Below are 13,825 nucleotides of genomic sequence, written 5' to 3'. Positions count from 1 at the left end.
ATACTAAGGACCTGTTTATCAATGGCCTGAAACGACGATCCTGCCCTGCGCCTTTTTTACTTCCTAACGAACTCCTGCATTCTAGTTTTCCTCATGAGCTATAACCATTTGTATATCAATTATTTAATTATAAATATTGTTGCACATATTTTCTCAAAATCATGCAGCCGTTATTCCGTAACATATACTGCTCGTAATCAATATAATCCGACCTGTGTTGCTCTATATGCAATAGAGCAACACAGGTCGGATTAAAAAGCTTGGTTATGTTATCGACTAAAGTGGTATATGCGATAGAAACAATTGCAGAGTTGGCGAGTTGCTTACCTGACAGAACCGGACGCTACGTTATGAAGCGCAGTGATTTGGAACGCAAATGTGAGATGGACCTTTTAATAGGTCGCTCAGTGATGAACGAATTGCATAAATACGGCTATATCTCCCGCAACGCTGTCGGATATACGCTGGTGAAGAAAGCGGAAGAAATATCGCTATATGAACTCGTCGAGCTTTTTCATGGCGGGGTAGTTATCGGCGAACTGCTTGTCTCTATGTTCGGCAGGGGTAATTATCAAGAGAATCCGAGGTACAGAAAACTGGCACGGTTTGAGCAGACACTTGACGAGCAGTTGAAAGAGAGACTCTTGAAAATAAAGGTCTCGGATCTGGTTATGGTGTCCGAATAAGATAAAACTAAAGATAAAATTAGATGAAGAAATTTTTCATACTGGCATTCTGTTTTTTGGGTACTTGTACCGGAGTATTTTCCCAGGAAGTGGCGATCAAGAGTAATTTGCTTTATGATGCTACTACTACTCTCAATCTTGGCGTGGAGGTTGGCTTAGGAAGCCGGACCTCAATAGAAGTCTCCGGAAATTATAACCCATGGACGTTTCCGGGCAACCGGAAAATGAAGCATTGGCTCATTCAACCCGAGTTCCGCTTCTGGACTTGTTCGCGTTTCAGCGGACATTTCTGGGGAATCCATGCACATTACGCGCAATATAATTGGGGCGGTATGTTGCCATGGGGATTTGATTCCGGCAAGATGTTCGGATCAATTGAAAATGAGGATATCATGAACCATCGTTATGAGGGTTGGCTTGCTGGCGGCGGTATCAGCTATGGTTATCACTGGATTATCGGGAAACGATGGGGGCTGGAAGCTGAGATAGGGGCAGGATATGCTTATCTTAAATATGACAAGTTCCGCTGCGAGAAATGCGGAGATAAATTGGGTAACAACCATAAGAATTATTGGGGACCTACCAAAGCTGCCGTTACGTTGATCTACCTTATTAAATAAAGATATATATGAATAAAAGTATATTTTATATAGGAATAGTGACACTTATGTTTCCCGTTCTGGCAGAAGCCCAGCAGGAAACGAATTATGCAGGGAAAGTCAATATTACCCCTAAGGAACTGGTACAACGGGGGGATTCTCTCTATTTGAGTATGAGTATCAACCTGAATGGGGCAAATGTGGAGACACAGAAATCCATGGATATAATTCCTGTACTTACTAACGGGGTACAAGAAAAGAACTTACCGAAGGTTTCAATCCAGGGAAAACGTAAGCATAAGGAGTATATCCGTCAGATGGCATTGATGGGTGAGAAGGAGAGAAGTGCTTATGTCGCTCCGTATGCTATAGAGAAAGGTTATGGAAAATCTGACAGAACACTGGATTACAAATATGTCACACTATTTGAACCATGGATGAAAGACGCTTGGCTGGATGCAAAGACCGACTTATGCGGATGCGGCATAGTTAGCCAGTTCGATGTCAAGCGTTTGGTAGACAATGTGTCACTTGAGGAAAAAGCCGCCTATGAATTTCAACCGGTATTGGCTTATGTGCCGGCTAAAATGGAAAGAACCGAAATGGAGAATGACGGTATGAAACAACGGGCTATGCAGGAAGAGTCGTTCCTTGACTTTGTAGTAAACAAAACCGATATACGTCCGGAGTTTGGCAATAATCCCCGGGAACTGGCAAGGATTCGCAGCATGATTGAAGATATACGCGATGACAGGGGGGTGACGCTCCGGAATATAGATATTACCGGATATGCTTCTCCTGAAGGGGCGCTGGCATTGAACAAGCGCCTGTCGGAAGGCCGTGCCAGAGCTTTACAAAGCTATTTGCAGAGTCATTATGATATTCCGGCCAAAGCTTATACCGTAAACTTTGGTGGAGAAGACTGGGATGGTCTGGTGAAGTTGCTTATCGGTTCTGATTTGGCTGACAAACAAGAGGTGTTGGATATCATTGAAAACTATCCCATTGAGAACGGGCGTGAAAAGAAGATAATGGATTTGGCAAACGGGCGAACGTACCACTATATGCTCAAGGAGATGTTTCCTTCCTTGCGGCGGGTGGTTTGTAAGGTTGATTATGATGTAAAACCGTTCAATGTTGAGGAAGCTAAGGAGGTGATAATGACTCGTCCCCAGAATTTGTCTCTGAATGAAATGTATGCTGTGGCGAATACCTATGAAGAGGGGTCGCAGGAGTTTTGTGACGTGTTTGAAATTGCTGTGAGAATGTTTCCCGAAGATGAGACGGCCAATTTGAATGCTGCCATTGCCGCCCTTTCACGAAAAGATGGAATGTTGGCTAAACGTTATCTGGACAAAATACAATCGACCATACATACGCAACAGTATGATAATGCAATGGGAGTCATGTATATGCTGAAGGGTGATTATAAGAAAGCAGCGGACTATCTTGAAACGGCAGCTGCTGCCGGTCTTTCTGCTGCGAAAGACAATCTGAAGCAGATGCAGGATAACGGATTAATGGATATGAAGAAATAATCATGGCAAGAATGAATAATTTCAGAATTAAGAGATATTATTTCCGGTGCATTACAGTGGCAGGTCTTGTCTTGCTGCTGACCGGATGTGACATGAAGGACGATTATTCAGACTGTCCTACGACCGGAGAGTTTGAGATCAGTGTGGATTACACCCAGAATATTGATAACCGTAACTATTTTGAAGATGAGGTTACGCGATTAGATTTCTTTTTCTTTGATGAGAATGGGTTGTTTAAAGAGCATGTAACAGATTCGGTTGGCCCATTTATTAATGGTTATACGAGGACTTTTAATTTCCCGTCAGGACGATATCAGTCCATCATCTGGGGAAATCTTTATGATGATACCCGCATAACCAGAGATTTGGAGAAGGATATTACTACTATGGACGAAGTACAATTGAAGTTGGTGACGGATGCCGATATAATTGCGGTGCCTGACGTGATGCCCAAACTTGAAAATTTCGTAGCTCCGGTTCCCACTACACTTTTCTGGGGAAAGACGGAATTGGCAGAGGTAATCACTGGACACAATGTGAGACAATCGGTTGATTTGCTGAAAAACACACATGATATTCATGTCACTTTACGGTGGAAGGATTATGATGGATATTACTGTTTTGGTACAGAACATCAGAAGCGGACCCGTGCTTACATTGCCGGAACCAACGGTGACATGACTTTTATGAACGAGCTTCCCCGTCAGCGTAACGTGAGTTATATTCCGATGTATCGCGATCCTGCTCATCCTGATATTTATGCCGGTCAGACGGGTTTAAGTTATATACCGCCCCAGTTGGTGATAGATGACATAGCCGCTGTGATGCCGGATGCACGTACCATGCGTTTGATGGCAGACGGAAGTACTGAGAAGCTGATGATAACTACCGTGCAGGATGACGGAACAGAAAAAGTGATGTATACACGAAGCCTTGTAGATCTGATACGACTGACCGGGCATTACAACACCCAGCAATCATTGGATTGGTGCAATGATTATCATGTAGTGGTGGATTTCCGTTGCATTGATCCCGAACATAATCATGGTTCTACATGGATAGCTATCACTATCTGGATTAATGGTTGGATAGTGAAAGAAATAAATGAAGAAATCTAATAATGAGAGATAATAAACATTTTTAGTAATTAATTTTATTCGAAAGTATGAAAATTAGAAATCTATTTGCGCTGACAGCCATTTCAATGGTGGCATTGACAGCATGTAACAATGATGACGTTGTTGGTGGAGAACCGGATAACGGAACCGAGATTCTCGAAGGCGAGAAGACTTATGCAGTGTTCAATATTGCAATAGGGGAAGGTGGAGAAACTCGTACGGAAACTCCTAGTGCTGGAGAAGAAGGGGCAATACGTAATGAGGCGAAGGTAGACAAGGCTGGTCTTTACATCTTTAAATGGGCAACTGAGAAAACGGGAGAGCCTGAAGTTATGGTAGATGACCTTGCTGCGACTCTTGAAACTTCAGGAGATTGGGATTTTCCGGCAGTCCCTGTCATGTTGACATCCGGAAAGAAACACGTGGTAGTCGTTACCAACATGACTGATGCTATTAAGGCAGAATTGAGGACGGCTTTTAGTGATAAGGCTAACGGATATACCAAGTTCTATCAGGTGGTTGCAAAATTAGGTGATAAGGTTGCTTCAACAGACAACTTTGATATCAGCAACTTGTTTTCTGAAAGTGATACTAAAGATTCGTCTGCCCCTTATATTATCATGTCAGGTGAGACTGATAAGGTTTTGAAGGCTGGTGTGACTCAAAGTGAAGCTGAGTTGGCTTCAAGCGACAACCATGTAATGGTTTTCGTTAATCGTTTCCCGGCAAAGATTGACGTAAAGTTGGGATATTATAACTCTTCTGCAGATCAGGCTATTTATACGGAATTACCTGTTCCCGCAACTGCAAATCAAGTGGGTACGGTTAAAAGTTTTGCTTATGATGTACGTAATCAAAACCGTGGGGAGTATGCGATGAAACACGTTACCGGTACTTTCGTAAACACTTTGTGGAGTGCTCCGGGTACTACTGTTGATGCAGATCGCTATTTCCCAATTGTAGATGAGACTTTAACCTTCCCGGGAAAGTTATTGACAAACGATACTCAAGCTTCAGCTGATAATTACCGGGAATATGTAACTTACATTCCTGAAAATACGAATGAAACAGCTCTTCGTGGAAACACCTCGTATACTGCTCTGAAAGCAAGCTATATTCCGACTGCAGACTGTTATGTGAGTGGCTATACCCATGATGCTAACAGGAAAAATGCTGTGACTTTGACTAAAGAAACATACCCGACTACAATTGCTGAGGGTTCTTACTCTTTGTTTAATTATAATTATAACATAGCATTCAAAATTGAATCTACATCAACTGCAGCTGCCAGCGATGCTAATATGAGAGCTTTGGCCGGTTATCATGTTGCTCAGGTAGCTGATGTTTTAGGTGATATTAAGATTGACAATGTTCAGATTGCAAACGCTGTTGCTGGTTTCCAAACTGGTCAGAAGATCACGACCGATGCCAATCAAAAGGCTTTGGCAGCTGCAACGAAAACTAGAGGTGCTGCAACGCTTTGGATTAAGATTGACCAGACGTTGAATGCAAGTGGAGATCTGGAACAATACATCATTACCGGTGCTTATTATTATTCTCCCAATGCTGACGGTGAGTATACAGTTAATGAAGGTATTAACTTCGGTTCTTTGACTTGTGGTCTTTACACTACCAACACAGAAGGTTTGAAGTGCTATTACCGTGTGAACATTTACGATCCGGCTTTAGGTGTTACCAACATGATGCATTATTCTGTAGTTCGTAACTATTCTTATCACATGACTATCAGCAAAATCAACTCTATCGGTTATCCGACTCAGGTGGACTTGACTGTTGATCCTGATGAACCTTTGACAAACAATACATTTGTTCAGGCTCATATCAAAGTCAACATGTGGACTAGAAAGGCAATGAATAACGTGGAAGTCGGTATGTAATCCCGAATTCTCCATACTACAACAGGCCGGGCGGGGTTGAATGTCCCTTCCCGGTCACTTATAAAAGATGAGAAGAAAGAAAAAAGATAATTTTAGTATGGGAATCAGAAACAACATAAGGTTCGGGTTTATCGTGGCAGTCTTATTGCTGTCGGGAAGTGCATGCTATACTTCCTGTAGCAACGATGAATTTGACGAACGAACATCATCAGAGGAGGAACTGTATCCTGCCGGCACAAACACTTACTACAACTTTGTGCTTCGGCTGGGCGATTCTGCCCAAACTCGCGGCGGTGCAGCGGGCGATACTGATGGAAGTGCAGAGGAGAATGCCGTAAAGAATGTGGCGGTCATTTTCTTTGATAGCAATGACTTGTTTGAGACGGCAGGCTATTTTAATGTTTCCAACCTTACTTCTGAAGATGGCAGTGGCAATCTGGGCAGTGGCATCACCGAAGGCATCACGTTTAAGAAAGCCATGCCTATCATGAGCGGAAGGAAAAGAGTGGTGGTTATAGCCAATTATGACCAGTATTCCGGTGCTTTCGAGAGTCAGCTTAAGGCTTTCTTGGTGAAAGGCGCCACTACGATTGGGGAACTCAACAACTATAAACTGGATTTCTTGTTAGGAACAGCTTCTTATCCCATTCGTCTGGATGTTCCTAAACAAAACTATACCGCTCCTGCGCCTGCAAATTCCATAGATTTGTCTTTGGCAGGAGTGGACTCTCATTTTGTTACAAATCCTGATGATGTCGGCATGCTTCCTCTCTCTACGGGAATGATGATGACCGGTTCCGGAAGTATCACTCTCGAGGCCGGGGTGACAGAAACAGAAGCCACATCCGGCAGCCGTAACCTGGTGACTATCTATGCCGACCGTGTGCTGGCAAAAGCTTCGTTGAAGTTTGATGACAGTATGGTCTATCGTGAGTTTAAAAGTCCCAATCCTTCTGTAGCTACATTGGAGGCTTATGAGGTGGGGACGGATAATATTACTCCAGTGGAATATGCTACTTGGTGGCTTGCCAATGTACCGGCTGAGATGTATCTGATGGAGCGTGAAACCGGAACGCCGCATCCTTATTACAATGAACACGCAGACTTCAGCATGTGGCAGAACAAGATGGCTGATTACTCGTGGAACAAGCCTCGTGTCACTAAGACCAACAGCTCGGTCTATACCACTGAAAATCTTGTCGGGACACCGGTGCGGGGAAATGTAACGTATGCTGTGGTTAAGGCTAAATTCTCTTTATATAATATTGATGAGGATCCGAATATGCCTGGATTTGAAATCATCAGTAACCGGACTTGGAATGGTCAGAAGTGGAGTGGCGTTTCTGTTACGCATCTGCCTTTCAGCAGTATGGACAAGAACCTCTGGATGTTTACGGACAGGGACGGAAAACGAAAATTCATCGCTTGTGACAAAACCATGAACAATCTGGCTCAGAACTTCCAATGGATGCTCTATTATCCGGAGGCTCCGGGTGATGTATTTGCCATTGATATGACAACCTACCAGCGCACCAAGCAAGAGCAGGACAATGCCGCCTTGCGAGGGGGAACCACCATACTTCCCGGCTGGTACATATTCTATTACGATGCGAAGAACCTGCATACCGGAAAGTGGTATGACGAGATGGAATTGTATTACTATAATGGCAATAAGGATGCTTCGGGCACTTGGCAGCGTGGGGAATACAAGTCATATACCGCAGCCTATTATGCAGGATCCTATTGCTATTACCGCATCAATCTGGAAGATGTGGACAGACAACTGGGAGAGACCGGACGTTTTGCGGTACATCGCAATGACTGGTTCCAAATGAATATAAAGAAGATAAAAGAGTTGGGTTATCCCGATGAGGAAGATCTGGCCATGTATCCCGACGATACCCTTTCTGATTCATGGATAGAGGTAGTGATCACCGTGCAGGATTGGCGCGACGGCGGCAGGCAGGAGATAACGATAGGTAATGAATGAGCATATATTTGCTTTTAAAAATATGGTAAGATGAAGAATACGGTGGCATATTTTATATGGGCGTTTGTTAGCCTGCTCTCTTTACATTCGTGTATTGCGGAGGGGGAGATGTCTGATATAGGAGAGGATGCTTATATGAATCTTGTTTTTACACGTAGCACAGCTCTGCCCACGCCGGATGAAAATGGCGAGGCGGGGGTACACAGCTTGCGCGTGTTTGTTTATAACACAGCCGGGGAGTTGGAATTTACCCAGAAATACGTTTCGGGAACAGGACATATAGAGAATCCCATTATCAAGGTGAAAGCAGGCGTGAAAGCTGTTTATGCTATTGTCAATGAAGAGGCTTCCGGAGTGGATGCTACTGATTTGTCCGGCAAGTTGACGGCTGCTTCTACCTTGGGATCATCCTCATCCGATGCGTTGAAGACATTGCTTGTGAAGTATGCTTCGTATCCGCGGGCTTTATCTACCGGATTGCTGATGACGGGGTATGTGGAAAATGTGACGGTGGCGGAAGGCAGGACGCGCAGTAACCCGCAAAAGGTGATTATCGATGTAGTCCGTAATTGCGTGCGGCTTGATTTGAAGATACAAAAGAGCGAGAATGCCGCTTTGGGAACGGTAGTAATTCAGAAGATAGAGTTTGGCAATGGTTGCGACTTGCAGACGCTTTTTGAATCGGGGACGGCTTCTGCAAATCCTGCCGGAGCGGCATACGGTTTATCATATACTCCTTACGAGAGTTCTGCCGGATTTACGATAACCCATTCGCAATCGGCTGCCGGTGATGACCTGCAAGATATAGGAACTTATTACCTTCCTGAGAATGTGGGTAACTATACTGACAGTGATCATGGCAATGCCGAGTTTATCCGGCTGACTTACATGGTCAATGGATTTTCTAAAACAACTAAAATTGACCTGAACCCAGCGGAGGTCTCAGCCAAACACTATAACATTGTCCGGAATACCCGCTATGAACTGGCAGTAACGATTGATGCCGAAAAGCCGGAAATTACATTGAACATTCTGGACTGGGATGAGCAAGAGGTTGTGGGGGATGTTCTCGGAACATATATTTCTGTACCGGGTAAGGTTGTGATGGACTGGTGGAACTTGGGAGAAAGCTACTCTACTAAGGTTTCGTTTAAAGCAGACGGAGATGTCACGTTTTTAGGATATTATGTAAACGGCGTAAGGGTTAATACATTGCCTTCGTGGATTAGTATTACCGCCCCGCAATTTCCGGTAACTTCCGGAACCTTTGAGCTTACCTATACTCCGACGGGTGGTTCGAATGCTTTGGAGAATAATGGAGTGCATGATGATGTGGTGATTCGTCTGAAAAGAGGAAATATTACGAGATATGTTACAGTGGTTTATGATCATGGCTATATACCGAATGAATTTTTGCAGGGGAGGGGATGGAAAACAAACCTTCCGGCTAAGGGAATACATTTGGCAAAAAAGGGGAATAAACTTCCTAATATGGAAGCTGGTACTGATGTAGTATCTAAGTGGTGGAGTAGTCTGATTCGGGAGGATGGACTTATAGAACCCGCATTGATGCAATTCAGGGTATATGAGGATGGGGGGAATACAGTACACTCTCTTAGTGTGGACTTCTCAGAACTCCTTGAGGCAAATAATCCTTCTCCCCAGTTTGGTAATGGCTTGAAAAACACGTTACTGATAAGATCGCATGACTCTTCCTTGGTTACTGAATTGGCAGAGCTAAATATGGACTGGTATATACCATCGGTCGGAGAAATGGCGGTAATAGGACAATATTATAATTATTTGGGAGTGTCTTATAAATATAAGGAGACAGAGTATTATTGTACTTCATCTTTATGTCATCTATATAGTAATAAGAAAGATTTCTATGTGACTTATGTCACCATACCTGGAACACGTATATATGATGCTGGAGCAGTGGAGTCACCTATTCGAGCCGTTGTGAATGTAAATTGAACAATGGAGAATCATTATGATTTATTAGATGTTTAAATGAGTGCAAAAATGAATGATAAAAATAGAAATATTACAGTGCGTATAGCGGTTCTATTTTCTTGTCTTATAGTTTTGGCAGGATGTATGAGCGAAGATATTAGCAATGTTTGTCCGGGGGGCGATGCACAGACTTCAATCCCGCTTTCCATAAGCAACACGGAAGAAGTTGCCGTCCGCAGCATTGCAACAGCCAATGAGCGTGTGATAGAAGACGCTTATGTGCTGGTATTCGACGCTGCTACCAATAAATATAAAGCCGGCGAGAGAGTGGATGTTTCCGCCCAACTGCAAAACAACGGGCAGCAAAAGCCCGTATTGCAGACTAATCTGAATATATACAAGGGTTCGAAGGTAGTGGTGCTTGCCAATACGGGATGCACTTTTACTACTATTCCCTTGACTGAAGGCGTTTCTACTACCGATGATATTAATACAGCCTTTCCTTCCGACGGCTGGAGAATACAACGTAGTCAGCCCAATGAGGGAAGAGCGATGCCGATGAGTGGCATAATGACTTATGGAATTGATACAGAATGCAAGATGATACGTTCGGTTGCCAAAATAGAACTGATTTTCGGTGATAATCTTGCCGCAAACGATGTGACAAAGGAGTTCTTCTGGGGAAATCAGAAGCTGAATTTCGGCCTTTATTATGTACTCGACCCAACAAAGGGATGTATATATGCATCGGCAAATACATCCGCTTGTGTGATACCTTCGGGGATTGTGGATGCTGATTTCCAGCATACTGCATATGTCAATCCGGCTAATACCGGATTGCAGGAGCATTCATGTTTTTATGCGGTGGAGTATCCGTATGCTACAAAGGCAAAGATCAAGACAGTGGCTGATGATAGATTTGCACCGGAACGTATAGGAGTGGGTATTAAGGCAGGTGACAAATATTATCGTATTGATTTCTATGACCATTCAACGGGTAAATACTTGGATATTCGCCGTAATTACCATTATAAGATAATGATTAATAAGGTCAAATCGCAAGGATACAAAAGTTTGCCCGAAGCTTTTGAAAACCCGGCAAGTAATATTGAATATGAGATTCTCGTTACCGATGAAAACGAGAATGTGGTGGTTTCCAACGGGCAGTATGGCATTGTGCTGGATTGTGAGGACTTGCTGCTTTATCATCCGGAGGACGAGGAGTTTGTAGTTGCCAAGGCCCGTTTTGTCGATGCGGCAGGAACCGGACTTCCTTCAACCAACAGCATTACCGCTTCGGAGAACGTGACACTTTCGGGTGCAAGTTCTTTGAGTACAACTGAGCAGGAAATTAAGGCGAGCATGACAGGAACTACCGGCGCAGTAACCATCACGGTGGGCAATATCACCAAGACAATCCACATCACACGCCGCACCGGCGTGGATGCCCATTACGAGAAACTGACAGTTAAGGGTGACTTTTCGAGTGTCCGCTGGACCCGCAATGACAATAATACCGACATTGAACTCAATGGCACTACTTCGATGAATCTTCTGTTTCAGGAGAACGTGACGCCTACCAACATTTCCAGCTTGAGTACCAAGTCTGCCGAACCTGCTTTCGAGAACAAGTATCTCGAAGGATACGTATCGCGCCCGACAGGTCTCATGAAGATACTTGTCATGCAGCTGGCTCCTGAATATATTGGCTGGCTCGGCGGCGACTCAAAACAGACCACCGGAGACTCTTATTACTCGAAACGGTTGATTCTGGAGTCGGTCGAAGAACGTACCGACCTTGTTTGGAGTACTGATCCGTCACTAACAGGAGCCAATAGTTACGAAGATGGAATGTCTAACTGCACACTACTGATGCAGAGAGCCAACCGCACCGATTTTGCGGCAGCGTATTACTGCTATATGAAAAACGATGCTAACGGTAACGGTGTGATAGACGCTGACGAACCGGTAACGTGGTATCTGCCTGCTAAAAAACAACAGATGGGCGTACTGGCTAACTATGCACTGGTCACGCGTACCTTTGCCCCTGAGTGCTATTGGGCATCGACGGAAGCATCGACGGAAGGCAGGGCTTGGTATGTAGGTTTCCGAATTACTCATATAGATGGGAAATTGAGAACCAATATTGACTATGGAGGGCGTGTGCGTTGTGCCAGGGATATTGATTATTAAAACAAAATTCAGAGAAATGAGAAAGATAGCGATATTTGCATTTACCCTCTTATTTGCTTGTCGGCTCGATGCGCAGATAATGAGGCTTCAACAAAAAATAGGTGGAGTGACTTATCCGGTAGTGATAGACAATTCGGCTATGTCGACAAAGACCAAGAAGACGGTTGAAGAGCTGAAACAACAGCGGGTATCAGATACTAACTGGGCAATGAAACCTCATTTGGAATATGAGGAAATCAACCGGAAAGTATCTCCCCGGTATGCTGTATCTCCGAAGGAGATGGGGGGATATACTTGGGTAGATGCTCAAACTGTTTGTGCCAAATATACGGGACCCTCAAATGTACCCTCTGAGGCTGGCAAGTGGCGTCTGCCCACCCAACGGGAGATGATATGGCTTTTTATACTTGGTGCGATGGATAAACTGAATATATCCAATTTCACCTCCTTAACAGAAAAAGTTTATTATTGGTGCGCTACCGAATATTCTGACGACCCTGGTGATGCATGGTATCTGCATAACACTTGGGGCAGTTCTACTAACGGCTGGTCGAAGACGTCCATAGCCCGCGCCCGCTGCATTAGGGATTTGTAACGTCTCATGACGTAGAGAAATATGAAGAAACATCTTTTCAAACATTGCCTGCTGCCCTTAGCTCTTCCGCTGTTATGGATGGGCTGCATTCAGGAAGATTATGAGGGACCTGATCCCGAATCGCCTTCTCGCACTGTATTGGTCTATATTGCCGGAGACAATAATCTCTCTGAATTAGGCAGTGCAGTCGAAGAGATACGCCAGGCATGGACGTATACCGGAAACCACTGCATTGTGTATTACGATGCGGCAGATGCGTCTCCCGTATTGCTATCCCTGCGTGGTGGCTGCCAGGTGACGCCGGTTCCTTATGTAGAGACTATCGCCGAGTATCCGGAAGAGAATTCCGCTTCGGCCGAAGTTTTCGGTCGGGTATTGGGTGATGTCGTGCGGATGTATCCTGCGGATAGTTATGGACTGGTGTATGCTTCTCATGCCACCGGGTGGTTGCCTGAAGGTATGCTGCAAGATCCTGATCGCACTACCGTTTCCCGTTCACTTGGGAAAGATTATCATACGGGAACTTTGGCCAATGGGAGCAGTGAAATGGAATTATGTGACTTTGCGGCAGTTATTCCAGATGGACAGTTTGAGTTCATCATTTTTGAAGCTTGCCTGATGGCAGGGGTGGAGGTGGTCTATGAACTAAGGGATAAGACAAGGTATATCCTTGCATCATCGGCAGAGCTACTGTCTGCCGGTTTCATTCCGGTGTACCGAGAGGCATTCGGGTGCTTGATGGATACGCACTCCAGTACAGAAGAATGCCTGATAAATTTGGCGCAGGATTACCAGAATTACATTAATACACAGAATGGTAGCTATCGGTCAATGACTTTGAGCATTATAAAGACGGAGAGATTGAATGTCCTGGCAACTTTAGTGGAGAAGATACTGTCACGGCCGATTCGTTCGTCGTTTCCGCTTGCTGATATGCAACGCTTTGACCGGCCGGGTTGTTATGGCGACTATCCGATGTCTCCGCGTTATTTCGATCTGGAGGAATATCTGGAGTTGGCATCTTCATCTCTGGATTATAATGAGTTAGTGAAGGAGATGAAAGAGATTGTTCTCTGGAAGGCTGCTAGTCCGGCTTTCATGGCAGGCTCAAGAGGAGGTTTCACAATCGACCGGCATTGCGGTCTGACAACTTATATCGAGCAGGACATATTTCCGGAGTTGAATACCGCTTATCACACGATAGCATGGTATAGAGCTACTCATTCAGGAGATGAACCTATTTAAGAAATAA

General features: G+C 44.4%; 10 protein-coding genes. All 10 read left to right on the top strand.

The genetic code is table 11. The features are described 5' to 3' along the window. Window positions 1–266: 266 nt before the first annotated feature. Window positions 267–686 carry an Rrf2 family transcriptional regulator gene (locus BN161_RS12925; RefSeq protein WP_044266812.1) on the top strand — a complete coding sequence of 140 codons (420 nt, stop codon included), beginning with the start codon at window positions 267–269 and terminating at the stop codon, window positions 684–686. A gap of 23 nt (window positions 687–709) precedes the next feature. Next, the gene (locus tag BN161_RS12920) at window positions 710–1,306 is read left to right on the top strand and encodes a DUF3575 domain-containing protein (protein ID WP_044266811.1); all 597 of its coding nucleotides are present in this window, start codon (window positions 710–712) and stop codon (window positions 1,304–1,306) included. A gap of 8 nt (window positions 1,307–1,314) precedes the next feature. Beyond that, the gene (locus tag BN161_RS12915) at window positions 1,315–2,823 is read left to right on the top strand and encodes a DUF3868 domain-containing protein (RefSeq protein WP_044266809.1); all 1,509 of its coding nucleotides are present in this window, start codon (window positions 1,315–1,317) and stop codon (window positions 2,821–2,823) included. Window positions 2,824–2,825: 2 nt separating this feature from the next. Next, entirely contained in the window at window positions 2,826–3,941 is a 1,116-nt protein-coding gene (locus BN161_RS12910; protein ID WP_044266807.1) for a FimB/Mfa2 family fimbrial subunit, read from the top strand. A gap of 47 nt (window positions 3,942–3,988) precedes the next feature. After that, on the top strand, window positions 3,989–5,839 hold the full coding sequence (locus BN161_RS12905; protein WP_081743701.1) for an Mfa1 family fimbria major subunit: 1,851 nt from the start codon (window positions 3,989–3,991) through the stop codon (window positions 5,837–5,839). 67 nt (window positions 5,840–5,906) lie between these two features. Beyond that, complete coding sequence (locus BN161_RS12900; RefSeq protein ID WP_081743700.1) at window positions 5,907–7,829, top strand: Mfa1 family fimbria major subunit; 1,923 nt, start codon at window positions 5,907–5,909, stop codon at window positions 7,827–7,829. A 30-nt stretch (window positions 7,830–7,859) separates the two neighbouring features. Further along, a complete protein-coding gene (locus BN161_RS12895) occupies window positions 7,860–9,806 on the top strand; it encodes a fimbrial protein (RefSeq protein WP_044266797.1) in 1,947 nt (648 codons plus the stop codon). A 123-nt stretch (window positions 9,807–9,929) separates the two neighbouring features. Next, entirely contained in the window at window positions 9,930–11,978 is a 2,049-nt protein-coding gene (locus BN161_RS12890; RefSeq protein WP_125910818.1) for a hypothetical protein, read from the top strand. A 16-nt stretch (window positions 11,979–11,994) separates the two neighbouring features. After that, on the top strand, window positions 11,995–12,573 hold the full coding sequence (locus BN161_RS12885; RefSeq protein WP_167332533.1) for an Lcl domain-containing protein: 579 nt from the start codon (window positions 11,995–11,997) through the stop codon (window positions 12,571–12,573). 21 nt (window positions 12,574–12,594) lie between these two features. Next, window positions 12,595–13,818 carry a clostripain-related cysteine peptidase gene (locus BN161_RS12880; protein WP_052356273.1) on the top strand — a complete coding sequence of 408 codons (1,224 nt, stop codon included), beginning with the start codon at window positions 12,595–12,597 and terminating at the stop codon, window positions 13,816–13,818. The last annotated feature ends 7 nt before the right edge of the window (window positions 13,819–13,825 follow it).

It is taken from the genome of Bacteroides timonensis (genome assembly GCF_000513195.1).
GTDB lineage: Bacteria > Bacteroidota > Bacteroidia > Bacteroidales > Bacteroidaceae > Bacteroides > Bacteroides timonensis.
This window is presented reverse-complemented; position numbering and strand designations above follow the sequence as displayed.

Bases quoted from the DNA above. Each gene is read 5' to 3' on its own strand.
- BN161_RS12880 (WP_052356273.1), top strand. From the start codon at position 12,595: ATGAAGAAACATCTTTTCAAACATTGCCTGCTGCCCTTAGCTCTTCCG.
- BN161_RS12905 (WP_081743701.1), top strand. From the start codon at position 3,989: ATGAAAATTAGAAATCTATTTGCGCTGACAGCCATTTCAATGGTGGCA.
- BN161_RS12920 (WP_044266811.1), top strand. From the start codon at position 710: ATGAAGAAATTTTTCATACTGGCATTCTGTTTTTTGGGTACTTGTACC.
- BN161_RS12885 (WP_167332533.1), top strand. From the start codon at position 11,995: ATGAGAAAGATAGCGATATTTGCATTTACCCTCTTATTTGCTTGTCGG.
- BN161_RS12900 (WP_081743700.1), top strand. From the start codon at position 5,907: ATGAGAAGAAAGAAAAAAGATAATTTTAGTATGGGAATCAGAAACAAC.
- BN161_RS12910 (WP_044266807.1), top strand. From the start codon at position 2,826: ATGGCAAGAATGAATAATTTCAGAATTAAGAGATATTATTTCCGGTGC.
- BN161_RS12895 (WP_044266797.1), top strand. From the start codon at position 7,860: ATGAAGAATACGGTGGCATATTTTATATGGGCGTTTGTTAGCCTGCTC.
- BN161_RS12890 (WP_125910818.1), top strand. From the start codon at position 9,930: ATGAGCGAAGATATTAGCAATGTTTGTCCGGGGGGCGATGCACAGACT.
- BN161_RS12915 (WP_044266809.1), top strand. From the start codon at position 1,315: ATGAATAAAAGTATATTTTATATAGGAATAGTGACACTTATGTTTCCC.
- BN161_RS12925 (WP_044266812.1), top strand. From the start codon at position 267: ATGTTATCGACTAAAGTGGTATATGCGATAGAAACAATTGCAGAGTTG.